Annotated in this window: 26 protein-coding genes; 14 read left to right on the top strand and 12 right to left on the bottom strand. The window is 69.7% G+C overall.

Annotated elements, in window-relative coordinates; all coding sequences use genetic code 11:
- The first annotated feature begins 32 nt into the window (after positions 1–32).
- Entirely contained in the window at positions 33–845 is an 813-nt protein-coding gene (locus tag ACFMRZ_RS05260; protein WP_400178142.1) for a tetratricopeptide repeat protein, read from the top strand.
- A 35-nt stretch (positions 846–880) separates the two neighbouring features.
- Here ACFMRZ_RS05260 and ACFMRZ_RS05255 read toward each other — a convergent pair whose 3' ends face one another.
- From ACFMRZ_RS05255 to ACFMRZ_RS05245, 3 genes are all read right to left on the bottom strand, one after another.
- A complete protein-coding gene (locus tag ACFMRZ_RS05255) occupies positions 881–1,621 on the bottom strand; it encodes a M50 family metallopeptidase (protein WP_280276500.1) in 741 nt (246 codons plus the stop codon).
- Between the two features lie 52 nt (positions 1,622–1,673).
- Positions 1,674–2,705: an aldo/keto reductase gene (locus tag ACFMRZ_RS05250; protein ID WP_400178141.1), complete on the bottom strand. Its 1,032-nt coding sequence runs from the start codon at positions 2,703–2,705 to the stop codon at positions 1,674–1,676.
- 296 nt (positions 2,706–3,001) lie between these two features.
- On the bottom strand, positions 3,002–4,015 hold the full coding sequence (locus tag ACFMRZ_RS05245; protein ID WP_400178140.1) for an NAD-dependent epimerase/dehydratase family protein: 1,014 nt from the start codon (positions 4,013–4,015) through the stop codon (positions 3,002–3,004).
- An 85-nt stretch (positions 4,016–4,100) separates the two neighbouring features.
- Between ACFMRZ_RS05245 and ACFMRZ_RS05240 the strand changes: the two genes are divergently transcribed.
- Positions 4,101–4,733, top strand: coding sequence for a TetR/AcrR family transcriptional regulator (locus ACFMRZ_RS05240; RefSeq protein WP_400178139.1), 633 nt, complete (start codon positions 4,101–4,103; stop codon positions 4,731–4,733).
- A 128-nt stretch (positions 4,734–4,861) separates the two neighbouring features.
- Positions 4,862–5,182, top strand: coding sequence for a hypothetical protein (locus ACFMRZ_RS05235; RefSeq protein WP_400178138.1), 321 nt, complete (start codon positions 4,862–4,864; stop codon positions 5,180–5,182).
- Positions 5,183–5,204: 22 nt separating this feature from the next.
- Here the strand turns inward: ACFMRZ_RS05235 and ACFMRZ_RS05230 are convergent, their stop codons facing one another.
- Together ACFMRZ_RS05230 and ACFMRZ_RS05225 are read right to left on the bottom strand one after the other, a co-directional pair.
- Positions 5,205–5,459, bottom strand: a complete 255-nt coding sequence (locus tag ACFMRZ_RS05230) for a hypothetical protein (RefSeq protein WP_400178137.1) — start codon at positions 5,457–5,459, stop codon at positions 5,205–5,207.
- A 129-nt stretch (positions 5,460–5,588) separates the two neighbouring features.
- Positions 5,589–6,464 (bottom strand): LLM class F420-dependent oxidoreductase, encoded by an 876-nt coding sequence (locus ACFMRZ_RS05225; RefSeq protein WP_400178136.1) that lies wholly within the window; start codon positions 6,462–6,464, stop codon positions 5,589–5,591.
- Positions 6,465–6,565: 101 nt separating this feature from the next.
- Between ACFMRZ_RS05225 and ACFMRZ_RS05220 the strand changes: the two genes are divergently transcribed.
- The 3 genes from ACFMRZ_RS05220 (at position 6,566) to ACFMRZ_RS05210 (ending at position 9,893) form a co-directional block, all read left to right on the top strand.
- Positions 6,566–7,780 carry a transcriptional regulator gene (locus ACFMRZ_RS05220; protein ID WP_400178135.1) on the top strand — a complete coding sequence of 405 codons (1,215 nt, stop codon included), beginning with the start codon at positions 6,566–6,568 and terminating at the stop codon, positions 7,778–7,780.
- A gap of 191 nt (positions 7,781–7,971) precedes the next feature.
- A complete protein-coding gene (locus ACFMRZ_RS05215; protein ID WP_400182773.1) occupies positions 7,972–9,492 on the top strand; it encodes an aldehyde dehydrogenase family protein in 1,521 nt (506 codons plus the stop codon).
- Positions 9,492–9,893: a DUF779 domain-containing protein gene (locus tag ACFMRZ_RS05210; RefSeq protein ID WP_400178134.1), complete on the top strand. Its 402-nt coding sequence runs from the start codon at positions 9,492–9,494 to the stop codon at positions 9,891–9,893. Before ACFMRZ_RS05215 ends, ACFMRZ_RS05210 begins: the two co-directional genes overlap by 1 nt.
- Before the next feature lie 27 nt (positions 9,894–9,920).
- On the opposite strand, the gene ACFMRZ_RS05205 is transcribed toward ACFMRZ_RS05210, so the two are convergent.
- Positions 9,921–10,733: an SDR family NAD(P)-dependent oxidoreductase gene (locus tag ACFMRZ_RS05205; RefSeq protein WP_400182772.1), complete on the bottom strand. Its 813-nt coding sequence runs from the start codon at positions 10,731–10,733 to the stop codon at positions 9,921–9,923.
- A gap of 100 nt (positions 10,734–10,833) precedes the next feature.
- Here ACFMRZ_RS05205 and ACFMRZ_RS05200 point away from each other — a divergent pair, with 100 nt between their 5' ends.
- Positions 10,834–11,406, top strand: a complete 573-nt coding sequence (locus ACFMRZ_RS05200; RefSeq protein WP_400178133.1) for a TetR/AcrR family transcriptional regulator — start codon at positions 10,834–10,836, stop codon at positions 11,404–11,406.
- 27 nt (positions 11,407–11,433) lie between these two features.
- On the opposite strand, the gene ACFMRZ_RS05195 is transcribed toward ACFMRZ_RS05200, so the two are convergent.
- A complete protein-coding gene (locus tag ACFMRZ_RS05195) occupies positions 11,434–13,035 on the bottom strand; it encodes a putative glycoside hydrolase (protein WP_400178132.1) in 1,602 nt (533 codons plus the stop codon).
- A gap of 112 nt (positions 13,036–13,147) precedes the next feature.
- Between ACFMRZ_RS05195 and ACFMRZ_RS05190 the strand changes: the two genes are divergently transcribed.
- Positions 13,148–14,137: a polysaccharide deacetylase family protein gene (locus ACFMRZ_RS05190; RefSeq protein WP_400178131.1), complete on the top strand. Its 990-nt coding sequence runs from the start codon at positions 13,148–13,150 to the stop codon at positions 14,135–14,137.
- Between the two features lie 15 nt (positions 14,138–14,152).
- Here ACFMRZ_RS05190 and ACFMRZ_RS05185 read toward each other — a convergent pair whose 3' ends face one another.
- Positions 14,153–15,706, bottom strand: a complete 1,554-nt coding sequence (locus ACFMRZ_RS05185; RefSeq protein WP_400178130.1) for a succinic semialdehyde dehydrogenase — start codon at positions 15,704–15,706, stop codon at positions 14,153–14,155.
- A gap of 343 nt (positions 15,707–16,049) precedes the next feature.
- On the opposite strand from ACFMRZ_RS05185, the gene ACFMRZ_RS05180 reads away from it, so the two are divergent.
- Genes ACFMRZ_RS05180 through ACFMRZ_RS05165 form a run of 4 tightly spaced genes read left to right on the top strand, consistent with a single transcriptional unit; the run spans position 16,050 to position 19,715 of the window.
- Positions 16,050–18,353 (top strand): nitrate- and nitrite sensing domain-containing protein, encoded by a 2,304-nt coding sequence (locus tag ACFMRZ_RS05180; RefSeq protein ID WP_400178129.1) that lies wholly within the window; start codon positions 16,050–16,052, stop codon positions 18,351–18,353.
- The gene (locus ACFMRZ_RS05175) at positions 18,331–18,747 is read left to right on the top strand and encodes a roadblock/LC7 domain-containing protein (RefSeq protein WP_280273539.1); all 417 of its coding nucleotides are present in this window, start codon (positions 18,331–18,333) and stop codon (positions 18,745–18,747) included. Before ACFMRZ_RS05180 ends, ACFMRZ_RS05175 begins: the two co-directional genes overlap by 23 nt.
- 2 nt (positions 18,748–18,749) lie before the next feature.
- Positions 18,750–19,124: a DUF742 domain-containing protein gene (locus ACFMRZ_RS05170; protein WP_400178128.1), complete on the top strand. Its 375-nt coding sequence runs from the start codon at positions 18,750–18,752 to the stop codon at positions 19,122–19,124.
- Between the two features lie 21 nt (positions 19,125–19,145).
- Positions 19,146–19,715: an ATP/GTP-binding protein gene (locus ACFMRZ_RS05165; protein WP_280273555.1), complete on the top strand. Its 570-nt coding sequence runs from the start codon at positions 19,146–19,148 to the stop codon at positions 19,713–19,715.
- Between the two features lie 47 nt (positions 19,716–19,762).
- On the opposite strand, the gene mtnC is transcribed toward ACFMRZ_RS05165, so the two are convergent.
- From mtnC to mtnA, 3 genes are read right to left on the bottom strand one after another with little or no spacing between them, the layout of a single operon-like run.
- Entirely contained in the window at positions 19,763–20,446 is a 684-nt protein-coding gene (gene mtnC, locus ACFMRZ_RS05160; protein ID WP_400178127.1) for an acireductone synthase, read from the bottom strand.
- A gap of 23 nt (positions 20,447–20,469) precedes the next feature.
- Positions 20,470–21,045 carry a 1,2-dihydroxy-3-keto-5-methylthiopentene dioxygenase gene (locus tag ACFMRZ_RS05155; protein WP_400178126.1) on the bottom strand — a complete coding sequence of 192 codons (576 nt, stop codon included), beginning with the start codon at positions 21,043–21,045 and terminating at the stop codon, positions 20,470–20,472.
- Positions 21,046–21,077: 32 nt separating this feature from the next.
- Positions 21,078–22,652, bottom strand: coding sequence for an S-methyl-5-thioribose-1-phosphate isomerase (gene mtnA / locus ACFMRZ_RS05150; protein WP_400178125.1), 1,575 nt, complete (start codon positions 22,650–22,652; stop codon positions 21,078–21,080).
- Positions 22,653–22,959: 307 nt separating this feature from the next.
- Between mtnA and ACFMRZ_RS05145 the strand changes: the two genes are divergently transcribed.
- Together ACFMRZ_RS05145 and ACFMRZ_RS05140 are read left to right on the top strand one after the other, a co-directional pair.
- Positions 22,960–24,198, top strand: coding sequence for a DUF418 domain-containing protein (locus ACFMRZ_RS05145; RefSeq protein WP_400178124.1), 1,239 nt, complete (start codon positions 22,960–22,962; stop codon positions 24,196–24,198).
- 33 nt (positions 24,199–24,231) lie between these two features.
- Entirely contained in the window at positions 24,232–25,080 is an 849-nt protein-coding gene (locus tag ACFMRZ_RS05140) for an LLM class F420-dependent oxidoreductase (RefSeq protein ID WP_400178123.1), read from the top strand.
- 6 nt (positions 25,081–25,086) lie between these two features.
- Here the strand turns inward: ACFMRZ_RS05140 and ACFMRZ_RS05135 are convergent, their stop codons facing one another.
- On the bottom strand, positions 25,087–25,668 hold the full coding sequence (locus ACFMRZ_RS05135; RefSeq protein WP_400178122.1) for a TetR/AcrR family transcriptional regulator: 582 nt from the start codon (positions 25,666–25,668) through the stop codon (positions 25,087–25,089).
- Positions 25,669–25,689 lie beyond the last annotated feature (21 nt).

The following is a 25,689-nucleotide window of genomic DNA, read 5'->3' as shown; positions in this document are numbered from 1 at the left end:
CACCCGAGCAGTTCCGGCGAAAGGCGGACACGATGACCGGGCCGTCTGCTTACGATGCGTCCGACCACGCGCTGCCGCTGGCCGAGCGGTACGCCGGTGCCGAGGCGGTCGATCTCGACGGCACGCGAGTCCATCCGCTGTATTCCGAACCGCTGGGCGCCGATCCCGTGGCGATCACCCTGACCCTGCATGCCGCCGCTCCCCCGGCCGGGCTGCTCGGTCTGGGCATCGGGTTGTCGGTGCTGGGTGGGCACGTCGCCCTGCAGGGCCGGCGGCTGCGCGGGGTGGATGTGTGGACCGACGCGATGGCCGGCGGCGTCCGGCTGGAGGTGTGCGCCGCCGCTCCGGACGCATCTTTCACCCTGACCCCGGTGTGGATGGACGCCGCCGGCGCCACCGAGTCGTGGACCGGCAACTACGGCCTGCTCATCGACCGCACCGCCAGCGGGCATCCGCTGCTGCGCTGCAGCGCGGGCATCGGGCCGCCGGATTTCGGCGAGATGGTGGTGGAGGTCGACACGGTCGCCGCGCCGACCGACCAGAGCCGCTACCGCAGATCGCTCTACGAGCTGGGGGTGGCGATGCACGGCCGTGGCGATGTCGAGCAGGCGTGTGCGCTGTGGAGCCAGGCGGCCGGTTTCGGGCACGCCGGCGCGGCCTACGACCTCGGCGTGGTGCGATTCCGGCAGGGCGATCTCATCGACGCCGAGCGCTGGTGGCGGGCCGCCGCCGATCACGGCGACACCCGTGCCATGGCCGGACTCGCCGAAGTGCTGGACCGGCAAGGCAATTCGGGCGAGGCGCAACGGTGGCGGGACTACGCGGACGGCTCCGCCATCGGCTAGAGAGGCATACCAGGCTGATCGGCTGCGGAGGCGGATCAGGCGGTGTGCAGTTCAGGTAGCGGGCCGAGCAGGAGGCTGCCCCCGGCGACGAGCGCGGCGAGGCACGCGGCCGCGAACACCAGCACCCACAGCAGCGAGGGCAGCTTGGTCAGGTGGGCCAGCTGGTCGGCGTCCGAGCCGTCGCCGCGCACGCGCACGCGCTGCAACTCCACCACGGCGCGCAGCCCGCCGATGAGCAGGAACCACGCGACCGCGTATCCGAACACGCCCTGCCACACCACGGTTCCGTACCAGGACACCGCCAGCGTGACCGCCCCGGTCACCACCACCGCCAGAAAACCGAACAGGTTCCGGATCACCAGCAGCAGCACCACGAGCGCGGCCACCACCAGCCACAGCATCAGCGTCAACCGGCCCATCCCGAGCAGCGCCGCGCAGCCCAGCCCGACCACCGACGGCGCGGGATATCCGGCCAGAGTCGTCAAAACCATGCCGAGGCCGTAGGGCTTCCCGCGCGACACCGTCACCCCCGAGGTGTCCGAGTGCAGCCGGATGCCGCGCAGCGTCCGGCCGGTCAGCACCGCCACCACCGCGTGCCCGACCTCGTGGGCGATCGTCACCACGGTCCGCAGCACCCGCCACACCGGCGGATACATCACCAGGACCAGTGCCGCCACCCCGGTCGCCACCACGACCCACAGCGGCGGATGCGGCGAGACATCGCCCAACCGATCCGTCACCGACGACACCGAACTGCTCAACTCCGACAGATCCACCGCCGCAGACTAGCGGCGCACCGGCCCACCCGCACCCCCGGCCGCCCGGCGTTCAGCCGCGGCCCAGTGCCTCGGTCGCCGGTTGGTCCCGCATGTTCTCGATGAACCAGTTCGGGTACACCGGCGCGGGCGGCATGGCGTCGCTCAGGTCGGTGATTTCGTCGGCACTCAGCCGCACGTCGAGGGCGCCGAGATTGTCCTCGAGCTGATGCAGTTTGCTCGCGCCGAGCAGCACACTGGTGACCGCGGGCTGGGCCAGCAGCCACGCCAGCGCGACCTGGGCCACGCTCGCGTTGTGCTTGTCGGCGATCACGCGCATGCGCTCCACCAGCACGAAGCCCTGTTCCTTGTCGAAGGGCAGGATGTCGAATCCGGCCAGCCGGTTGTCCGGGTCGCGCAACGACTCCCGGGTGTACTTGCCGCTGAGGAAGCCGGAGGCAAGCGGGCTCCACACCGTCAAGCCCAGGCCGTAGCGGCGCATCATCGGAATCACGTCGCGTTCCACGTCGCGGCCGACGAGCGAGTAGTTCATCTGCCCGTGGGTGAACGGCGCAAATCCGTTGGCGCGCTGGATTTCCGCCGCGGCGGCCACCTTCCACGGCGACCAGTTGGAGAAGCCGAGGTAGCGCGCTTTGCCCGAGCGCACCACGTCGTCGAGCGCGGCCAAGGTCTCCTCGAGCGGCGTGAACGGATCCTCCCGGTGCACGATGTAGACGTCGACCCAGTCCGTGCCGAGCCGCCGCAGGCTCTGGTCGATGGACCACTGGATGTGCCGCCGCGACAGGCCCGCCTGCGTCAGCGGCTCCCCCGTCCGGAAACCGACCTTGGTCGCGATGACCACCTCGTCGCGGCGCGCACTGAGCGCCCGGCCGAGCAGTACCTCCGACTCGCCGCCCGCGTAGCCGTCGGCGGTGTCGAAGAAGTTGATGCCCGCCTCGAGCGCGCGGCCGACCAATTCGTCCGCGAGTTCGGCGCCCACCTTGTACACCGCGTCGATATCGCTGTTGCCCGCGGTGAATGTCATGGCGCCGAACGCCATTCGGGAAACGATCAAACCGGTCTTGCCGAGCGTGCTGAACTCCATGGTGGCAGACATTATCGGGCGCGGATGCGGCAAGCCAGGCGCGAGGCGATCGCTCGTAGCGGAATGGCCGTCACAATGCGCACGGCACCATCAGTAATGCCGTGCTCATCAACGCGATCGCCCCGGCGCCCGCTGCCAGTCCGCGCGGGGCTCCGGCCACCCAGCGGCGCACGGACTGCCACAGTGCCCTCGCTCTCGGAAGCAGTCGTCGCCGACCAGTGTCCGGCGCGGATCTCCACCGACGCACCAGAGCGACGAGCGCGATGACCGCGGCTGTGATCAACATGCCCGCCGCCTCACGCCGCGACCGGTTCCCGGCGCGATCCCCGCGGCCGACCGGGATCGTCCACCAGACCGAACTCGATGAGACTCGCGGCGGTATCGAGCAGCGTCTCCTCGATCGGGCGCATGGTCCAGCCCAGTTCCCGCCGCGCCTTGTCCGCACTGACCCGCTCGCGGCGGCCCAGATACCGGGCCGCCGTCCGCGCGGACGCGTCGAAACGGGCCGCCAGCCGCACCAGCAGCCCCGGCATCGTGCGGGTCGACACCCGATACCGGGTGGCGAGCACCCGCGCCATCTCGGTCATCGAAACCTGTTCTCCGGCACAGATATACCGGTTCCCGGCGGCCTCCGGAGTCTCCAGCGCCAGCCGGTGCGCGGCCGCCGCGTCACGCACGTCGACGGTCGCGAACCCGATCGGCGGCACCCCGGGCATGGCCCCCGACAACACCATCTGCACCGCGGCCACCGACGTGCCGACGGCCGGATGCCGCACCGGGCCCAGGATCATGCCCGGATTGATCGCGACCAGTTCGAATCCTCCGGTCTCCCGCGCGAACTCCCAGGCCGCTCGCTCGGCGAGGGTCTTACTCTTCTCGTAGGCGCCGCAGGCCTCGACCTGTGACCAGTCCGCCTCGGTGCACACCCGATCGGGATGACCGACCCGGACCGCGGCGATCGAGGAGGTCAGCACGACACGCTCCACGGTCCCGGCCGCCGCGGCGGCGCGCAGCACCCGCAACGTGCCGTCCACGGCGGGCCGCACCAGCTCGTCTTCGTGGTCGGGCGCGTCGGGCGGGAACGGCGAGGCGGTGTGCACCACGTACCGGCAGCCCGCCACGGCCTGCGCCCAGCCCGCGTCGTCGGCGAGGTCCGCGGCCACCAGCTCCACCTCGGGCAGCCGATCCGCCAGCTCGGTGGTGACCGCGCGGGCCGTGCCACGCACCCGGTAGCCGTGCGCGAGCAGGTCCGCGACGACGTGACCCGCCAGGTACCCCGAAACCCCCGTCACCAGAACGCGATCCGGCATGACCTCTCCGATCTAAGCAGTGTTTAGAATGTAATCACTGTATAGATTCCCGGAGGTGCTCCTGTCAACCCCGTACGCTCGGCACATGCCGTCGACCAAGGACCGCTACCACCACGGAGCGCTGCGCGAGGAGCTGCTGCGCGCATGCTTGCAGCTGATCGACACCGAGGGACTGGCCGCGGTGAGCTTGCGGCGGGTCGCGCGCGAGGCGGGCGTGAGCCCCGGTGCGCCGTACCACCACTTCGCCGATCGCGCCGCGCTCCTGGCCGCCCTGTCCGCCCGCGGATTCGACCTGCTGACAGCGCAATTGGTGGCCGCGCGGGCCACCGCGCCGACCCCCATCGGCAGTCTCACGGCGCTGGCCGACGCCTACGTGCGCTTCGCGCAGGAGCAGCCCGCCTACTTCCGGCTGATGTTCCGGCCCGAGCTGTCGCAACCGGACAAGAATCCCGAGGCGCGCGCCGCCGGTGACGCCGCCTTCGCGGTACTGGCCGACACCATCGCCGAGATCGTCGCCGACGGCGCGTTCCCCGCCGACGAGGCGGACGCCGTCGCCGTCGCCGTATGGAGCATGGGGCACGGACTGGCCGCGCTGGCCCTCGACGGCCAGCTCGCCAAGCGCGCCGACCAGCTCGGCACCACCGCTCCCGACCTGGGCAGTCGCATCACCCGCCTGCTCGCCGACCTGATCGACGCACGAGCGCGGGACCGAACCTGATTAGGGCCGCATCGCCGGGCTATTTCTCCACCGTGGGTGGGCGGAGCAGGATCGCCCACCCTCTAGGCTGTGCAGCGCACGCCTTCCACCGCCGGACAGCCCGGCACGACCCCACGAGGAGAAGCCAGATGAAATCCCCGCGATGGCCTGCCGCAGCCGCCGTCGGATTGGCTGTCGCCACAGCGCTTCTCACCGGATGCAGCGATGTCGAGAAGGCACTCAACAAGGGTGGCGACACCTCGTGCAGCGAGTACGTGAAACAGGATCAGAACACCAAGCGCACGACGGTCACGAAGTTCGTCAAGCAGCAGACCGGCGACGAGAACGAGCCGGCGGGCACCCAGGTCGACCTCACGATGGCCGCGGTGGAATTCCTGTGCGGCAATCAGCGCAACGGCGACACCCCGATCAAGAACGCCGACGTGGCGGGCATCTTCTTCAACAAGTAGGCCCGCCGCGAAAGGCTCGGAACTATTGCGCCAGACCAGGTTCCGAGCCTTCGGCGTCGCGCTCCCGATACCCGCCCGACAGCTTGTGCTGCGCCTCCGGCTCGCGGGCGCCGGGTTCGTCGCTCTCGCCTCCCCCGTGGCGGCAATCGGGTTCGGCCACGGTGTCGGTGACCCGCACCTGCTCCCACTTCAGCCCGACGGCCAGCACCGCCGAAGTCGCACCCAGCACCGCGGCGGCCGCCAGCGCGACACCGGCCAGGGTTCGGCACACACGCACCAAGACACAACTCCTTCGGTCGGATGGATCGATCGAGCGATCATTTGCGCGCAGCGATAGCAGACAACCATCACCGCGGCTCCGGACCCGGGCAATGCCCTCGGCGTGTCGCGATTGCCGGCGGGCGGCTCAGCGCAGCAGTTCGATCACCTCGGCGAAGCGCTCCATGGCCGGCTCCAGCACGGTGATGTAGTTGAAGCCGTAACGCTTGCGGCGCTCGCGCAACCGGTCGGCCAGTTCGTCGGGCGAGCCGACCAGCAGCACCGGAATATCCTCGAGCAGATCCGACGCGTCGTCGGGCAGGTTGGCCGCGTAGCGTTCGAGGATCGCGCCACGTTCGCTGCCCGGCGCCACGGCCTGGACCAGGATGTTGTACTCGACGCTGTCCGCGCGCTCGCCGAGCAGGCCACGCACGTACTCGACGCGCCGCGCCGTCGCGTCGGGGGTCGCGACGGTGATGTGCCCGCCGTCGGTGGCCGTGCCGCCCGTGAAGGCGACGATATCGGCGTGCTCGGCGGCCACCCGCAGCAACTTGTCACCCCACCCCGCGATCAGCAGCGGCGGGCCACCGGCCTGCGCGGGCCGCGGCTGGTAGTCCGGGTCCGCGTACAGCCGCCGCAGCGTCGCCGCCGTCTCCGCGAGCTGGTCGACCCGGCGGCCCCCGCTGGGGAACGGCAGTCCCGCGGCCTCGAATTCGGCCTGCACGTAACCGGCGCCGAGGCCGAGTTCGATCCGGCCGTCACTGAGCAGGTCCACGGTCGCGACCTCGCGCGCCAGCAGCACCGGGTTGTAGAAGGGCACGTTGAGGACGAAGGTGTTGATGCGAACACGCTCGGTCACCTCCGCGGCCTGCAGCATCGCCGGGAACGGCGCCGGAAATCCGAGGTGGTCGGGTACGCCGAGTACATCGAAGCCGAGTTGTTCTGCCTTGCGGCACTTTTCGACCCACTCGGCCCGGGAGGCGGGGTGGAACAGGTTCACGCCGAAGCGGAAAGGAGCGCTCATGACTCCTGTCTACAAGTATCGGAGCACGGAAATTCCCGCGGGGCGCGGCCCGGTACGCAATCATGAGAGCGCAGGTACATCCCCGATGCGAGGTCGTAGCGATGCCCCAGATTCGCGCCCTGTCCCAGCGGCGCGCCGCCCTGGAACAGGAGTGGGCCCGCTGGGCACCGGTGCACGCGGTGCCCGCCGGGCAAACCGTGCTCCGCAGTGAGGTCGTGCAGTCGTGGCGGCGTTCGCTGCCCACCGTGGACCCCGCCTGCCCCGCCGCGCCCGCCGACGACGGTGAACTGGGTTCCCGATGGTCGCAGTCGCCGCTGCGCACCCCCGTCACCGAGCTGGCCGACGAATTGCGCAGCATCGCAGACGATTCCGGCTTCGTCGCCGCGGTCACCGACGAACGCGGCACCATCCTGTGGTCGTGCGGTGGGCGCGTGATGCGCCGGCGCGCCGAGCAGGTCAACTTCGCTCCCGGCGGCCGCTGGGACGAGACGCACATGGGTACCAACGCCCTGTCCCTGGCGCTGCGCACCGGCGAACCGAGTGTCGTGTTCTCCGCCGAGCACCTGGTCGCCGCCCTGCACGGCTGGGTCTGCTACTGCGCCCCCATCCATGCCCCCGACGGCCGCCGTCTCGGCGTGCTCGACCTGTCCACGACCTGGGACCGATCGCATCCGCTGGCCATGTCGACGGTGCGGGCGCTGGTGTCCGCGATCGAATCCCGGCTACCGGCCGCACCCGGCGACGCCGCGCCACCGGAGCTACGGCTGCGATGCCTCGGCGCGGCCGCCCTCATCCGCTCGGGGATGCCGATCCGCTTGCGGCCCAGGCAGCTCGAGATCCTGGCGCTGCTCGCCCTGGAACCCGACGGCTATACGCCGCAGCGCCTGCACGCGGCCGTCTACGGTGACCGCCCGGTCTCGGCATCGACACTGAAGGCCGATGTCTCCCATCTGCGCAATGCCACCGGCGGCGACATCACCAGCCGCCGCTACACGCTGGCCCGCCCGATCTCCTGCGACGCGGTCGACCTGCTCGCCGCCGTCGCCGCCGGAGACGTCGCCACCGCACTGCGGCTCTATCGAGGTCCACTGCTGCCCGGCTCCGACACCCCCGGCATCGCGCAGTGGCGCGAATACCTCGACGTCAGCCTGCGCACCGCCGTCCTGAACAGCCGAACCGCCACGCACGCAGTCGAATTCGGCGCCCGCTGCCCCGAAGACGCCCAACTCCACGAACACGCCCTGCGCCTCCTCCCACCGGACGACCCCCGCCGCGCCCTCGTAACCGCCCGCCTGCACGCCGCCCTGCACGGCTGAGCAGGGCAGGCCGCCAGCGGGGCAGCAGGTTACGTGCGTGCTCACCGCGCCAACCTCGCGCCAACCGGACGGCCGCATAGTGAGCCCTGTCACCACGGATCAGTCGGCGGCACGAGCCTCGTCGCCCGCGGGCATCGATGCTCGGTGTGCCGGGACGGACGGCTCGTCCGCCGACCGCACAGGAAGCGAGCATCATGATCTACGCCAAGCCCGGCACGGACGGCAGCCTCGTCGACTTCGCCCGGCGCTACGACAACTTCATCGGTGGGGACTGGAAGGCTCCGGTCGAGGGACGGTACTTCGACAACCCGTCACCCGTCGACGGCGAAACATTCTGCGAGGTGGCCCGTTCCACGGCCGCCGACATCGATCTCGCGCTCGACGCCGCGCACGCCGCCGCCGACAGCTGGGGCGCCACCGCCCCGACCGAGCGCGCCAACCTGCTCAACAAGATCGCCGACCGCATCGAGGCCAACCTGGAGCGGCTGGCCGTCGCCGAGACCTGGGAGAACGGCAAACCGGTCCGCGAAACCCTGGCCGCCGACATCCCGCTGGCCGTCGACCACTTCCGCTATTTCGCGGGAGCCATCCGCGCGCAGGAAGGCGGGCTGTCCGAACTCGACGCCGACACGGTGGCCTACCACTTCCACGAGCCGCTCGGCGTGGTCGGCCAGATCATCCCCTGGAACTTCCCGATCCTCATGGCCGCGTGGAAGCTCGCGCCCGCGCTGGCGGCGGGCAACTGCGTGATCATCAAGCCGGCCGAGCAGACCCCGGCGTCGCTGCTGCTGGTGGTGGAGCTGATCGCCGACCTGCTGCCGCCCGGAGTTCTCAACGTGGTCAACGGATTCGGCGTGGAGGCCGGCAAGCCACTGGCCTCCAGTCCCCGGGTGGCGAAGGTGGCGTTCACCGGCGAGACCACCACCGGCCGCCTGATCATGCAGTACGCCAGCGAGAACATCATCCCGGTGACCCTGGAGCTGGGCGGCAAGAGCCCCAATATCTTCCTGCCCGACGTCACCGCCGCCGACGACGAGTTCCTCGACAAGGCGGTCGAGGGTTTCGTGATGTTCGCGCTGAACCAGGGCGAGGTGTGCACCTGTCCGTCGCGGGCTCTCGTGCACGCCGAGATCTACGACGAGTTCATGGCCCGCTGCGTCGAGCGCACCCGCAACATCAAGGGCGGCAACCCGCTCGACGAGGCCACCATGATCGGCGCCCAGGCCAGCAACGACCAGTACGAGAAGATCCGCTCCTACATCGACATCGGCCGGAAGGAAGGGGCGCGAGTACTCACCGGCGGCGAGATACGCAAGGTCGACGGCTACCCCAACGGCTACTACGTCGAGCCGACGATCTTCGAGGGCCGCAACGACATGCGCATCTTCCAGGAGGAGATCTTCGGGCCGGTGGTCTCGGTGACCAAGTTCGAATCCGTGCCGGAGGCGATCGGCATCGCCAACGACACGCTGTACGGGCTCGGCGCCGGCGTGTGGACCCGGGACATGAACACCGCCTACCGGCTCGGCCGCGCCATCAAGGCCGGACGGGTGTGGACCAACTGCTATCACGCCTACCCCGCGCACGCCGCGTTCGGCGGCTACAAGAAGTCCGGCATCGGCCGGGAGAACCACAAGATGATGCTCGACCACTACCAGAACACCAAGAACCTGCTGGTCAGCTACTCGCCCAAGAAGCTCGGATTCTTCTGATGACCGACCGCCCCGCGCGCATCGGGATCACCGAGGCGGCGTCGCTGCTGCTCGACCGGCTGGTCGAGCAGCACGGGCCGGTGATGTTCCACCAGTCCGGCGGATGCTGCGACGGCAGTTCGCCGATGTGCTACCCACGCAACGAGTTCCGGGTCGGCGCCGCGGATGTCCTGCTCGGCAGCCTGCCGGGCGACACACCGTTCTGGATGAGCGCGGACCAGTTCGAGTACTGGCGGCACACCCATCTCACCGTGGACGTGGTGCCCGGGCGCGGCAGCGGATTCTCGCTCGAGGCGCCGGAAGGGGTGCGCTTCCTGATCCGTTCCCGGCTGCTGTCGGACTCGGAAGTCGAAGCGCTCGAAGCTCATCCGCCGCGCACGGGAGCCGACCTGGAAGCCTGACGGCACGAGTCGGCCCGGACGGCGCGGTCACCCTGCGGCGACGTCGGCGACTGCCGCCGCCAGGCGCGTGGCGTCCTCGTGGTCGCGGTCGCTGTCGGTGAGCGTGAGTTGTTTTGCGCCACGGTAAGCGGCCCTGCCCGGGGTCGGCGTGTCGATGAGGTCGATGATCGGGCGGACCGCGGCGTCCGGGTGCTGGCCCGCCAGCGTCCCGAGAATCGTGGCGGCGATTGTCATGGTCTTCCCGACTTCACCGGCGAAGCTGGAGCGGACGAGCCGGGCCGGACCCCAGGTGACGTAGGAGAGGCCGGGGTTGTGGTTCGTGGCGAGGATGCCGAGCAACTCGTTGGCGCGACGCTGCTGCGCGTTGGACCTGGCAAAGCTGAACCCCTTGCCCATCTCGAGGTCATCGAAGGTGATGGCATCGGCCCGCGCGCCGGGAACAGCCGTGTTCACGATGACCGGTCTGTCGACTGCGCCGAGAAGCGTGTGGAGCCCGGTGACGAACAAGTATTTGGAGAGGAAGAACAGCGCCCAGGACGCCTCATGTCCCTCGGCGGTGAGGTGTCTGCGTTGCCGTATGAACGAGGCCGCCAGAACCAGCGCATCGATCCGCTCATGATTCGCCCGCAGGTGTGCGACCACGCGACGGCTGTCTGCGACCAGCGACAGATCCGCCGCGACGAACTCCGCCCGCGACCCCACGGGCTGGTCGCTCGTCACAGTCGTGAGCAGCGCCTCGAACTTGGCGCGGCTGCGCCCGATCACGACGACGCGATCTCCCGCATTCAGGAAGTGCCGTGCCAGTGCGGCTCCCATGCCGTCGGTACCTCCGGTGACCACGATCGTCCTCACCGCTCAACCTCCCAATATTCGGAACATGTGTTCCGGATCAGGCTAGCATTGTTCCGGAACACATGTTCCGAATAGCTATAGTGTGGTGGTGGCAGATGATCGCAAGCAGCGGCGCGATGCCGTCGCCAACCGGGATCGGATCCTGACGGCCGCGGCCGCCGCCTTCCGGGAGAACGGCATGGCCGTCGACATGCGCGCCGTCGCCGCGGCGGCCGGTGTCGGAGTCGGCACCCTCTACCGGCACTTCCCCACCCGCGAGCACCTCGTGCACGCCGTGACGGGGACCGACCTCACCGACCTCGCCGGGGCGACCCTTCCGGAACGAATGTCCGCGATTGCCGGTCTTCGCGAGTTCTTCGGCGCGACGATGGCTCAACTCGCCGGCAACAAGGCAATGATCGATCTGCTCACTGCCGGATCGCCCTCCGATGCCGATCTCCGGCGATGCCTCTCGCACCTCACCGAGATCGGGCAGGCGGCCGTCGATCGATCCCGCGCCGACCACACCCTGGCCACCGACGTGACCGCTCGCGACATCGCCTACCAACTCCTCGGACTCATCCGCATCGCGCAACTGATCCCCGACTCCGAACCGGACACGATCGGACATCATGTCGAACTCGCGCTACGCGGTCTGGCCGCTGAAGGCCGGACCGCATGAGCGATTCCGGGGCCGTGCCACGCCGGGTCAGTGGTCAGGGGCGAGCGCCCCGGCGTGGTATCGGCTCGCGGCATTCCACAGCAGGAAGCTGTCGACGCCGTTGGCGGCCGCCGCATCGATCTGGGCGCGCACCTCGCCGTCCCCGTAGTTCACGCCGAGACTGAAATCCTGCAGCCACGGGATCACCTTCGCGCCGGTGCCCGCGGTCTGTGTGCGGAAGTCCTGGAGCGAGCGGGCGATGATGTCGTAGGGCTGGGCATTGGGATCGGCCACCCCGTACTCCCCGGCGCCCCAGTGCGACGGATACAGCATCGGCGCTACGTAATCCACGTTCGCCGCCATCATCGGAATGTCCTGCGCGATCTGGCCGGGCCGGGTGGCGGCGATGCCGAATACCGCCGCGCTCAGGGCGGCGCCGCCGTCGCGCACGGGATCGCGGCTGTCCCGGAGGAAGTGCGCGATCGAGTCGGTCGGCGGCTCGGCCAGTCCGGCGAAGCGCATGCCGTCCAGTGGGCCGTCCGGGCGGCGCACGTAGTCGTACATGACTCCGTCGAAGCCGAGCCGAGCCGCCTCGGCCGCGAGATCGATGTTGTACCTTCGGATTTCGGGATGGGCGAAGTTGGTGAAGGCGATGGCGCCGTATCCGCTGGAATAGGGCAGGCCCGCCGGGTCCTGCACCACCCAGTCCGGATGGCCGCTGCGCCACGCCCAGCCCGCCAGCGTCGGGTCCCGGAAGGCCACGATGCGGCCTTCGACTCGGATCCCCATGTCGTGCAACGTCTTCAGGGCCGCTCGGGCATCGTAGATCCGCGTCGACGCCCCGGATTCCCGGGCGAGCGGCACGTCCGAGGCGTAGCCGATCATTCCGTCCTCGTCCTTGATGTCGAGTTCGACGGTGTTGATGCGCCCCTCGCGCGCCATGGCCAGCACGCCGGATCGCAGCCCCTCGTCGGCCCAGCCGTAGGCGGTGACGTGGACCGCCTTCATGGGCGGCAGCGCGACCGCCGCGGACAGCGGCCGGGTCGTCGTATTGCCCGCCGCGTCGACCGCGGTGACGGCAGCGCCCACCGGGGCACGCGGCAGGGCGATCTCGAAATCTCCCGACGAGTCCGGAGTCGCGGCTCCGGCGCCGACCGTGACGCGATCGGCACCAATCGCCTTGCCGCGCACGGTAACCGGCTGACGGTACGACGACACCGGCGGCAGCGCCGCCACCTCGAGATCCGGGGCCGTGGTGTCGACGGTGAACGTCCGCGAGACGCCGGGGCCGGTGCGCATCCAGCCGAACAGGCCGCCCGGGCGGATCTCGGCGGTGACGGTGTGGTCGCCCTCGGACAGCCCGGCGGGGCGGTACCGCACCGTGGTCCCCGAGATCGCGCCGGACACCTCCCGCCCGTCGACAGTGAGCCGCAACGCCCGGCGATCGTGATCGCCGATGTCCACCGACAGCTCCAGCGAACCCAGCGCAGCCGCGCCCACCGGACCGGCCGGGAGACCGTTCATGATCAGGCCCGTCGGTTCGGCCCGGACCGCGCCGAGGGCCGAACCCGCCACCAGCAGCACCGCGACCACCAGCACCGAGACGATCGCCAGCCGTCGGCGATCCTGTGTCGGGACACGTTTCAGCAACGTACACACCAGCTTTCGGTCGACGTCTCCCTAATATCCATGCCGGTAACGCGATTCGTCGCGACTTCCGAGCGCATCACGAAAATCGTTGGCGGTACGTAATATCGGCGTGATGGTGAGGATGTGCCGCATCGTCCTGTCCGCCCTGATCCTGCTGGCGGCGGCCGCGTGCGGCGCGCCCCGGCCGGTCACGCCCGCCGCCGCTCCCCCGCCGCAACCACCGGCGCCCGCGCCCGACCCGGCGGCCGTCGCGGCCGACGAACTGGGCCTGGTGCCGATCTTGATGTACCACCAGCTGAGCCCCGCCCCGGCCGGCGAGTACGACCAGACGCCCGCGGAGTTCCGCGCCGAGCTGGAGCGGCTGTACCGCGAGGGCTACCGTCCGGTCACCGCCGCGAAATACGTTGCGGGCGAGATAGATATCCCCGCCGGAACCCATCCCGCGGTGCTGACCTTCGACGACTCCACGGTCAGTCAGGTGGCCTTCGCCCCGGACGGAAATCCCGTGCCCGACAGCGCGGTCGGCATCCTCGCCGATTTCGCGGCACAGCACCCGGACTTCCCGGCCGTCGCGACCTTCTACGTCACCGACGACCTGTTCGGCGACGATCCCCGCGCGCTGCCGTGGCTCGCCGCACACGGATACGACCTCGGCGCACACACCGCCACCCACGCCAACCTGGGCAACCTGGACGCCGCCGGGGTACAGCGCGAACTCGCGCTCAACGTGCGCACGATCCAGCAGGCCGTCCCGGGCGCGCCCGTACGCACGATGGCGCTACCCCTGGGCGTCGCTCCCGACGACCCCGCATCCGCCCGCGCGGGCAGCTGGGACGGCACGTCCTACACGTTCGACGCGGTCATGCTGGTCGGCTCGGAATCCGCGCCCTCCCCCTACGGCTCGATCGACCCCGCCGCCGTACCCCGCATCCGGTCGGGCCGAGGCGAGGTCCCCTTCGACTCGGCCTACTGGCTGGACCGCCTCGCCGAACACCCCGAACGCCGCTACACCTCCGACGGCGACCCACAGCGAATCGCGTTCCCCGTCACCAGGTCCGAGGCCCTGGCCGCCCGATGGTCCGCCCGCGCCCACCCCTACTGAGCGCGGCGGCCCTCCTCAGCGTCCCGGCAGGAACCTGATCGCCCGCGCCACGCCCATCAGGAACGGCTGCCACTTGCTCTGCGGAACGCCCCAGGGCGCATCGAGATTCAGGAAGCGCGTCACTACCACCGTCTGCGGCTCGGTGAACTTCAGCAGCCCGTCGGGACCGTGGCGGCGACCGACACCGGAGATGCCCATGCCGCCCATCGGCGCGCCGGTGCTGCCCCAGGCCGGGGCGTAACCCTCGTCCACGCATACCGTTCCGGCGTGCAGGCGGGCGGCGATGCGCTCGCCCTCGGTCTTGCTCGCCGCCCACACGCTCGCGTTCAGGCCGTATTCGGTGTCGTTGGCGAGCGTGATCGCCTCCTCCACGTCGGCGACCGGATAGATCGACACCAGCGGGCCGAACGTCTCGTTGCGGCCGCATTCCATCGCGTCGGTGACCTCGGCCAGCACCGTGGGCTCGAAGAACAGCGGGCCGATATCGGGCCGGGCATTCCCGCCCGCGAGCACCGCGGCGCCCTTGGAGGTGGCGTCGGCGACATGCTTGGTGACCGTTTCCAGCTGCGCCTCGGAGATCAGCGAGCCGATATCGGCCGAATAGTCGTAGGCCGCGCCCAGCTTCGCCGCCTCCACCGCGGCCACGAACTTCCGGGTGAACGGCTCGGCCACGGCTTTCTCCACATACAGCCGCTCGATCGAGATGCAGAGCTGGCCCGCGTTCGAGAAGCAGGCCCGCACAGCGGCTTTCGCCGCCTTGTCCAGATCGGCGCCGCGCGTGACGATCATCGGGTTCTTGCCGCCGAGTTCGGCGGAGAAGCCGATCAGCCGCTTGCCGCACTGCTGCGCCAGCGTGCTGCCGGTGGACGAGGAACCGGTGAACATCAGATAGTCGCAGGAATCCACGATGGCCGTGCCGACGACCGTGCCGGGTCCGGGCACCACCTGCAGCAGATCCCGCGGCAGTCCGGCACGCCACAGCAGTTCCACGTTCGCCAGCGAGGAGTACGGCGTCTGGCTGTCCGGCTTCACGATCACCGCGTTGCCGGCCAGCAGGGCCGGGATCGAATCGCCGATCGACAGCAGCATCGGGTAGTTCCACGGCGCGATCACGCCGACCACGCCCTTGGGCTGGGTGCGCACGGAGGCGCGGTTCAGCACCGGGAACGCGCCCGGCGCCTGGTGCGGCGCGAGCAGCCGCGGCGCCATGCGGGCGAAGTACCGGGCCGCGAACATCAGGCCCATGATCTCTTCCTGGGCCGCCCAGCGGGCCTTGCCGGTCTCGGCCTGGATGACATCCATCAGGTACTCGCGGTTCTGCACCACGAGCTCGCGGTAGCGCTCGAGCACGGCCGCGCGCTCCTTGGGCGGCCGCGCGGCCCAGCGCTGCTGTACGGCACGGGCCTTCTCGAACGCCGCGGCGACATCCTCGGCCGTCCCGACCGGCACCTCTCCCAAAGCGCGACCGGTGAACACCTCCGTAATGGTGCGCGTCGTGTGTTCGGCGGCGGCGTCGACGGCCGCGAACTCCCGCAGACGCTCGAATACGGCGGCTTCCGGCACGGGCATCATCGTCTCCTACTTGTCAGTAACCACGCGATACACACAATCTACCGCGCGGGCCGGATCGCGCCTACCACCTCGGGTAGGACCGTCGATATTCACAAGCGGCAGCCCCGAAATACTCCGCGATTCCAGTGGTCGCCGCGACGTGCGCGGGAGGAAAGTGGCACGCCGAAATCGGGAGGGTAGACACGGACGTTATCGGGTATTCCGACGAGAACCCGAGACTCCCTGAGCACGCTCCCGAACCCACAGTGGCACAAGCACACTCGATGCCGCTGTGTCAAAACATGTCTCGTTCAACGGGAATGCGCCGCCGCCGACCCCTACCGCCGGTTACGTTGTGGCGATGTTGAGAGCGAGGCTCGGTGTCCGGACCCGCATTCTCGCGATCGCACTGGTGCCGAGCTTGGCCCTGCTCGTGATCGGTGTGGGCGCGGCGGGCTACCTGGTACGGGATGCGCAGCGCGCCGAGGACTGGGCGAGCGCGATGGAGAGCAGCAACGGCCCGGTGCGCGAGATGATCGCGGCGGTGGAACAGGAGCGGCTGCTGTCGCTGTGGCAGCTTGCCGGGGAACAGCCCGATCCGGTGGCCCTCGGGTCGGCGCGGCAGAATCTCGATCACGCCATCAACGGCCTGATCCCGGTCCGTGACGCCGTCGTCAGCAAGTCCGACGCGATGGAGAACGTCGGCGGGTTCGACACATTGCAGAAGCAGCTGCCGGTCATTCGTGGCGCCATCGACTCCGGCGCGATGCCGGTGCCGGACGCGTACGGCATCTACACCCAATTGCTGCACGCGGTCGCCGTGGGCACCCAGATGATCATCGATACCGCGCCCAACGCCACGGTGGCCACGGAATTCGCCGACGCGCTGCGGATCGTGCGCGTGATGGAGGCGATCTCGCGCACCACCGCGCTCACCGCTCCGGCGCTCGGCGGCCAGGGCCTCGCTCCCCAGCTCTCCGCCGAGTACCGCAACCTGGTGGGCTACTACCACACCGAAATGCAGCAACTCCTCGACGATCTCAGCACCGAGCAGCAGACCCGCGCGCGGACCATCGTCGAGTCGGCCAGCTGGCAACAGCTCGCGGCGATGGAGGAATTCGTCCTCCGCCTGCAGCCGACGAGCAGATCGGGCAGCGCCCCCGCACCCCCGACACCGCTGCCGACCTGGCGGACGGCCGCCGAGCAGACCAACCACCAGATGCTCGAGCTGTGGAAGGTTCAGAACGACCACGGCAATCGGCTCGCGGTCCAGGACGCCGCCGACACCAGCCGCAACTCGCTGCTCGCCGGCGCGGCGGTCCTGGCGATCGCGGTGCTGGCCTTCCTCGGATCGCTGTGGCTGGCCAACCGGCTCATCGGACGGCTCAAGCGGCTGCGGACCGAAACACTCACCCTCGCCGAGAAGAGCCTGCCGGAGACCATGCGCAAGCTCTCCGAAGGCGAGCAGGTCGATCCCGAGACCGAGGCCGCGCGTTTGGATTTCGGCCACGACGAGATCGGCTCGGTCGCACAGGCGTTCAACCGCGCCCACACCGCGGCGGTCGCGGCCGCGGTCACCGAGGCCCGCACCCGCGAGGGCGTGCGCGCGGTGTTCCTCAACATCGCTCACCGCAGCCAGATCGTGGTGCACCGGCAGCTGGAGATCCTCGACGAGGCCGAGCAGCGGCAGGAGGATCCGGCCCTGCTGGACACCCTGTTCCGCCTGGACCACCTGGCCACCCGGGAACGCCGCAATGCCGAGAACCTCGTCATCCTCGGCGGCGGGGAGCCGGGGCGGCAGTGGCGGCGGCCGGTGCCGCTGGTGGAGCTGGTGCGCAGCGCGGTCGGCGAGACCCTCGACTACACCCGGGTGCGCATTCAGCGGCTGCCGCAGGTGTTCGTCATCGGCGGCGTGGTCGCCGACCTCATCCACCTCACGGCCGAACTGGTCGACAACGCCACCTCCTTCTCGCCGCCGCAGTCCCGCGTCGATATCACCGGGAACCTGGTCGGCAAGGGCGTCATCGTGGAGATCAGCGACCAGGGCGTGGGCATGTCGGCCGAGGACCTGGAGCGCACCAACGAGATGCTGCGCCACCCACCGGATTTCGGTGTGGCGACACTGTCGGCGGACTCCCGGCTCGGGCTGTTCGTGGTCGCCCAGCTGGGCCTGCGGCACGGCGTCTCGGTGCGGCTGGCCGAATCCGACTACGGCGGCACCCGGGCCATCGTGCTCATCCCGACCGCGATCATCACCCCCGACGCCCCGCTGGCCGACCATCTGCCCGAACGCGCGGCCGTGCGGCGGCCCGAACGCACCGAAACGGGCGAACTACCCGTCGCCTCGCCCGAGCCCGTCCCCACCGCCGTCGCCACCCTGCCGCCCCCGCGTCCCCGCACCGAGGAGGCCCGCCCCGCGCCCTCGCGCTACACCGGCAGCGACGCGCGGCCGCCGCTCCCCCGCCGGCGCCGCCAGGCCAGCCTGGCGCCCGAACTGGCGGAGCAGTCGGGCGCCGAAAGCGGCCCGCAGCGCGCCCGTTCGGCGGAGCAGGCCCGAGATGTCATGTCTGCCATAGAGAATGGCACCAGACAAGGGCGGCAGGCCTCACCGCCCGCCGCCCCGGAGGAACAGGAAGGCGAAGGTGACCTCTTCCAACACAGGTGATCTGAACTGGTTGCTCGACGATCTCGTCGAGCGCCTCGCCGGCGTGCGTTACGCGGTGGTGCATTCCACCGATGGGCTGCTGCTCGGCCGATCCAACACCATGAACCGCGAGGACGCCGAGCACTTCGGCGCCATGTCGGCGACCTTGTACGGGCTGGCCCGTAGCGCCGGCAGCCGCTTCGACGGCGGCGGCGTCCGGCAGGCCGTCATCGAACTCGACCGCGCGGTGCTGTTCGTCACCGCCGCCGGCGACAACGCGTGTCTCGCATTGCAGGCCAGCGAGAGCGCGAATCTGGGTATGGTCGCCTACGAGATGAACCTGACCGTGCAACGGGTCGGCAGCTACCTGTCCACCCATCCCCGCAACGGCCTGGAACAGGTGGAGCATAGATAGTCATGACGCGCTTCGGGCAACCGTGGTTCGACGACGAGGCGGGCCCGCTGGTCCGCCCGTACGCCGTGACGCGGGGCCGCACCATGGGAGCCGGACACGATCTGGATATGCTCACCCTGGTGGTCACGGTCGACCCGGCCCCGCCGCTGCGGCGGCCGGAGCCGGAATATGCGGAAATCGTTCGGCGCTGCCGGATTCCGCAGTCGGTCGCCGAGGTATCGGCAACCCTGAGACTGCCCCTGGCTGTCACCAAGATCTTGGTTGGTGATTTGATCAGCGAGGGGCATCTGAACTTCCGGGTGCCCGCCCGCACCGACGCGGGCCCCGGCGACCTCAATGTCTTGCGAGCAGTACTCGACGGAATCCGAAAGCTGTAGAAACACACCGTGCCTGAAACGATGTCCGCGGCGCCGCTCGCCGCATCGGTCAAAATCCTCGTCGCCGGCGGCTTCGGCGTCGGCAAGACCACGATGGTGTCCTCGATCAGCGAGATCCCCCCGCTACGCACCGAGGAACTCATCACCGAACTCTCCTCCGGCATCGACGACATGTCGGGCGTGGAGAGCAAGAAAACCACCACGGTGGCACTGGACTTCGGCCGCATCACCATCGACCAGAACCTGGTGCTGTACCTGTTCGGCACGCCCGGCCAGGACCGGTTCTGGTTCCTGTGGGACGAACTCGCCCGCGGCGCCCTCGGCGCGATCGTCATCGCAGATACCCGGCGATTGGAAAGCTCTTTCGCCGGTATTGATTACTTCGAGCGTCGTGGACTGCTGTTCACGGTGGCGGTGAACTGCTTCGAGGACGCGCCGGTCTACACCACGGACGAGGTGCGTGATGCCCTGGATCTCGACCCGACCGTGCCGGTGGTGCTGTGCGATGCCCGCGACCGGGCCTCCTGCCGCACCGTGCTGATGACCTTGGTGGAGCACCTGATCACCCGCGCGACCGCCTCGGCCGTGTGAAACGGAATGGCACACGGTGTAATTCGGCATCGCGTGCCGTTCCGGGGTCAGTCCGGCTCGATCTCCGCGAACGATCCGACCCAACGGTGCGGGGGCCGTGGGGCGTTCGGTTCGCCGGGACGGCTGACGCCGAGCGCCTGCCAGCCCGCGGTGACGGCGGCATCGAGTTCGTCCGGGTGATCGGACAAGAACAGAATGCGTTCCGCCGGTACGCCGATCGCGCCGGCAATCTTCTCGTAGGAGCCCGCCTCCCGCTTGTTTCCGGCATTGGCCAGATCGAACCAACCGCTGATCAGCGTCGCCAGCTCGCCGTCGCGAGCGAACGCGAACCAATCCCGTTGATTGCGCACCGAACCCGACGAGTACACGTACAGCGTGATTCCGGCGGCGTGCCAGGCCCGCAGCGCCGGTGGCGCGTCCGGGAAGAATTCGCCGTGCAGAGCGCCGTCGCGGAAGCCCTCCGCGCAGATCAACCCCTGTGCGACCTTGAGCGGTTCGGCCTTCACATCCGAATCCAGCCAGCCGCGTAGGATCTCGGCGGCCTCGGCCGGGCCCGCGTCGGGCCGCCCGGCCAGCGCCCGGGTCGCCGTCAGTACCGCGTCCGCGGCGCCGCCGCTGTTGTCGGTCAGCCACCGCGGAAGCCGTTGCCGGGTATAGCCGTACAGGTCCTCGCGCACCGCGGACGTCGGGCTGGTGGTGCCCTCGATGTCGACGACGATCGCCGTGATCATGTGCTCTCTTCCGCCGGAGGCGTTCAGGCCGTGACGAGTTCGTCGAGAGTGGGGAACCGCGCGCCGATCTCGTCGCCGGTGAAGTCGCCGACCCAGCCGTCCTCCTCCTCGAAGAACCGGACGGCCACGAAATCGGGACGAGTGCCCATGTCGAACCAGTGCCGGGTACCGGCGGGGACCGACACCAGGTCGCCGCCCTCGCACACCACCGCCATCACTTCGGGCTCCAGGTGCAGGTAGAAGCAGCCGCGCCCGGCGGCGAAGAAGCGGACCTCGTCCTCGGCGTGGCGGTGCTCGGACAGGAACTTCCCGCGCGCCGCGGCGGCCTTGGCGGGCCACTGCGGGTCGCTGTCGTCGGGTTGCAGGCGGGCCAGGTCGATGTGCCGGTAGCGGCCGTCGGCGTTGAGTTCGCCGATGCGGTCGTCGTAGTGGGCGAGAATTCGATCGCCGGTCGTCGTGGCGTCCAGTCCGGGCAGGGTGGGCCAGCGGTCGAAAACGATACCGCGCTTTGCCAATTCGGCGCCGATGACCTCGGGATCGCCGGTCCGCAGCCGCACCTGCGCGGCATCGCCGTCGGCCATGATCTGCAGGATGGTCATTGCGGTTTCTCCTCGGAACTCGGTGTGGGTGATCAGATTTCGCGGCGGCCGGTCAGCGCCGCCAACTCGCACATCGCCGCCAGGCATTCCGCGCGGTCGCGGGCCTGCGCCAGGGTCTCGCCCCAGGCGGTGATGCCGTGGCCGGCGATGACCAGCACCGGCGGCGCGTCCGGATGCTCGGCGAGATGGCGCTCGATGTCCGCGCCGATGCGCGGGACGTCGGCATGATTCGCGAACACCGGGATATTGATCGTATCCGCCCGGCCCAGTCCCTTGAGGAGTTCGTACCCGGTGAACCGCAGCGACTCCGGCGCGCCGACCGACTGTGCGGTGGCATGCGGCGGGTGGACGTGCACGACGGCTCGGGCGTCGGTCGCGCGATAGACGGCGGTGTGGATGGCAGTCTCCGCGGAGGGTCGCCGCGTGCCCGAAACCGGTTGGGAGTCGGCGATATTCACCGTCACCATGTCCGCGGCCGTCAGCTCGCCCTTGGACAGACCGCTTCCCGTGATCAGCGCCGAATCCCCCACTCGCGCGGAGATGTTGCCCGCCGTGCCCGGCATCCAGCCGCGTGCGTACAGGGAGTGCGCGAGGGCGGCGATGCTGTCGGCGGCCGCGGACGCGTCGTCGCCCGCCACGATCCCGTTCTCGGTCACCACCGCGGTGACCAGGTCGGGTGGCGTCACGTCGAACGCCGGATTGAAGACCGCGGTGCCTTCGGGCGCGGTGGCGACCCCGCCGACGTGGGTGATCTCTGCCGCGGCGCGCTCCTCCACGACGATCCCGCCTCCGGTGGCGGTCCGGAGATCGCGGGTGGATTCGGGTGCGACCACGATGAACGGGATCCCGTGGCGATGTGCGGCGAGGGCCAGGCCGTAGGTGCCGATCTTGTTGGCCACCGAGCCGTCCGCGGTGATCCGATCCGCCCCGACCAGCACGCAGTCCACCTGCCCGGTCGCCATCGCCCACGCCGCGGCCGCATCGATGGTCAGCCGATGCGGGATCCCGGCCTCGGCCAGTTCCCACGCGGTGAGGCGCGCGCCTTGCAGCAGCGGCCGGGTCTCGTCGACGAGCACGTTCTCCACCGCGCCGCGCTCCGACAGCACCCGGATCGCGCCCAATGCCGTGCCGAAGGCGGTGGTGGCGAGGCGGCCCGTGTTGCAGTGGGTGAGCAGCCGCAGCGGCCGGTCCGGGCAGAGCCGCTGCACGAGATCCGCGGCGTGGGTCGCGGCGGCACGATTGACGCGACCGTCCTCCGCGAGCATCGCCGTAGCCTCGTCGAGGACGGCCTGCGGCCCGAGGGGCAGCTTCGCCAGCACCCGCCGCACACCCCAGGCCAGATTCACCGCCGTGGGACGCGCGGCGGCGATGCGCGCGGCTTCGGACTCCACCTTCGCGGTGTCACCGGGATGCGCCAGCGCGGCCAGCGCCACCCCGAACGCCCCCGTCACGCCGATCGCCGGCGCCCCGCGCACGGCCAGCGTCGCGATCGCGTCGATGACCTGGTCGACCGTCGTGAGCCGCAGCTCCCGCACCGCGTGCGGCAGCGCCCGCTGATCGAGGGTCACCACCGCACCGTCGACCCACGCGATCGAACTGTCACCCATCCGCGCAACCCTCACATCTCACCCCGGCAACCAGCCGCCGGGCGGACCGACAGACCCCTCGAAACCGTATCGAACCAGCGTCCCACCGCCCGCACCAGGTTTCCGCTCGCGGTGATCGGCGACGGGTGGCAGCGCGATCCGAGCAGCACCGGGAGCCGGACTCCGAAGTGCTCGATGTTCGTGAGGTCAATACTGCGGAGGTCTCGTCCCCGTGCTGTCCGGGTCCGTCCGCCGGAGTACCTGTCGGGCGGGGTAATCGCCACGGTGGGCGACGCGCAGCGGCTGGCGCACGGCATAGCGTGAGCGCATGTCCGGTCCGATCGAGTCGACGCGCACCGCGGGGGTTCGGCGGATCGCCGAGGTCGACATCCTGCGCGGGTTCGCCTTGTTCGGCATCCTCGTCACCAATGTCGTGGTGGTGACATCGCTGCTGAATCTCGTTGGGCCGCCCGATGATCCGAGCCCCCGCTTCGACGGGCGCCTGGATACCTTCGCCACGGGGCTGGTGGACGGGCTGTTCCTCGGGCGGTTCTACCTGCTGTTCGCGTTCCTGTTCGGTTACTCGTTCACGCTGCAGATCGCGGCCGCCGAGCGGGTAGGGGCGTCGCTGCGGGCCCGGCTGCTCCGGCGCTGCGCCGCGCTGTTCGCGATCGGACTCGCGCACGTGCTGCTGCTGTGGATCGGCGACATCCTCGCGCTGTACGCGGTCCTGTGCCTGATCCTCATCCTGCTGCGCAATCTCCGCCCGCGCACCGCCGTCATCACCGGCGCGGTTCTCTACGGGTTGTTCACACTTCCGGCGCTGCTGCTCCCGGGATCCGACACCGGCGGCGGACAGATCGCCGATCTGGCCCAGGTCTTCGACTTGCAGCGCCTCTCCGAGGGATTCACCGGAGGCTTCACCGAAACGCTGCGGACACAGCTGTTCTTCGGACCGCTGTTCCTGCTGTTCACCTGGATCGGCCAGGGCATACCGAGCCTGGCGATGTTTCTGTTCGGCATGGCGGCGGGCAAGCGCCGGATCTTCGAGGACGACGAGCTGATCCGCCGCTGGACCCCGCGCGTGCTGTGGGCGGGATTGGGTGCGGGACTGCCCATTTCGGCCGTCACCTGGGCCGACGGCGCCGGGCTGCTGCGTGCGCCCGCCTGCTGGTTCGGCGTGCAGGAACTGGTGAATCCGCTGATGACCTTCGCCTACATGGCGCTGGTGCTGCGGCTCGCCCGCTCGCGGTGGGCCCCCGCGGTCGCCGGGCTGGCGCCGGCCGGGCGGATGGCCGCGACCAACTACATCGGCCAGTCGGTCGTGTTCATGTGCGTCTACACCGGCTACGGGGCAGCGCTCGCCGACGACGTGGCACCGCCCGCGGTGATCGGCATCGCCGTGGTCACCTTCGCGGCCCAATTGTGGTTCAGCGCATGGTGGTTGCGCGGGCACGCCTACGGCCCGGTGGAATGGGTGCTGCGCGCGGCCACCTATCGCGCCCGGCCGCGGTGGCGCGTGACCGCTCCTCCTCGCAGGGTCTTGTCCACAGGCGAAGGCACTTGACCTGGAGTGTGCTCCAACTCCTAGCCTGTGACTATGCGATTCGCGTTCAAGACCTCGCCGCAGGACACCAGGTGGGCCGACATGCTGGCGGTCTGGCGGGCCGCCGACGACATCAATGTCTACGAGTCGGGGTGGACCTTCGACCACTTCTACCCGATCTTCTCCGATTCCACCGGCCCGTGCATGGAGGGCTGGACCACCCTCACCGCGCTGGCGCAGGCTACCCAGCGCTTGCGGCTCGGCACGATGGTGACCGGTGTGCACTACCGGCATCCCGCGGTGCTCGCGAATATGGCCGCCACCCTCGACATCATCTCCGGTGGCCGCCTCGAACTCGGCATCGGCGCCGGGTGGAACGAAGAGGAGTCCGGCGCCTACGGCATTCCGCTGGGCACCATCACCGAACGCCTCGACCGGTTCGAAGAGGCCTGCCAGGTGCTCATCGGCCTATTGAGCCAGGAGACAACGGATTTCGACGGCAAGTTCTATCAACTGAGCGCCGCCCGCAACGAGCCCAAGGGCCCGCAGCGTCCCCATCCCCCGATCTGCATCGGCGGCAATGGCGAGAAGCGCACCCTCCGCATCACCGCCCGCTACGCCCAGCACTGGAACTTCGTCACCGGGACCGTCGAGGAATTCGCCCGCAAGCGCGACGTTCTCGCCGCCCACTGCGCCGACATCGGCCGCGACCCGAAGGAAATCCTGCTCTCGGCGCAGAAGCGCCTCGATCCCGGACTCGGCTACGCCGAGATCGTCGATTGGGCGGCCGCCTTGGATGCCGAAGGCCTCGATCTCGCCATCATCTATCTTCCCCCGCCGCACACCCCGGCCGTCCTCGAACCTCTCGCCGAGGTCCTCCGCGACTCCGGCCTCGCCACCTGACGGGCGCTATCCGTCCGTCGTCCGGGGCGCCTCCAGCGTCCGCGTGATGAGCAACCGCGCCGCCTTCGACACCCGAGTGTTGTCACCGGTGACGAGCCGGTCCTGGAGCAGACCGCGGATACCGGAAACCAGCACGGTGGCAGTCGATTCCGGGTCGGTGAGCTCCGGCGCGGTGCGGCGCAGGACCTCGGTCAGGGCGTCGACCAGTACGTGCACGGTGTCCTCGGCGTAGGCGCGGAACGGGCTGCCCGGCACCGCCGCCACGCCGAGGACCTGTAGCAGCACCCGGGTGCTGTGCAGCCAGTCGCCGGTGGTGTTCACGCGGAACGACTCGATGAGCCGCCGCCGCAGGGCCGCGAGATCCGAGACGTCGGCGAACATCGCCGGGATATCGGGGCGCTGGGTTTCCAAGGCCGCCACCAGCATCTGCTCCTTGGTGCCGAAATAGTGGATCAGCATGCGCGAACTGGTGCCGAGGTAGTCGGCGAGCGGGCGTAGCGACAGTTCGGTCAGGCCGTGATCGCCGATATAGGCGATCACGCCGGACAGCAGTTCGGCGCGGCGCGCCTGGTCGAGAGGTCTGGGCACGAGTTGACTGTAGCGGTCGCT

This window comes from Nocardia sp. N2S4-5 (assembly GCF_044628355.1).
GTDB classification, from domain to species: Bacteria; Actinomycetota; Actinomycetes; order Mycobacteriales; family Mycobacteriaceae; genus Nocardia; species Nocardia wallacei_B.
Note: the sequence above shows the minus strand (reverse complement) of the source record. Positions and strands in the feature narration are given on the sequence as shown.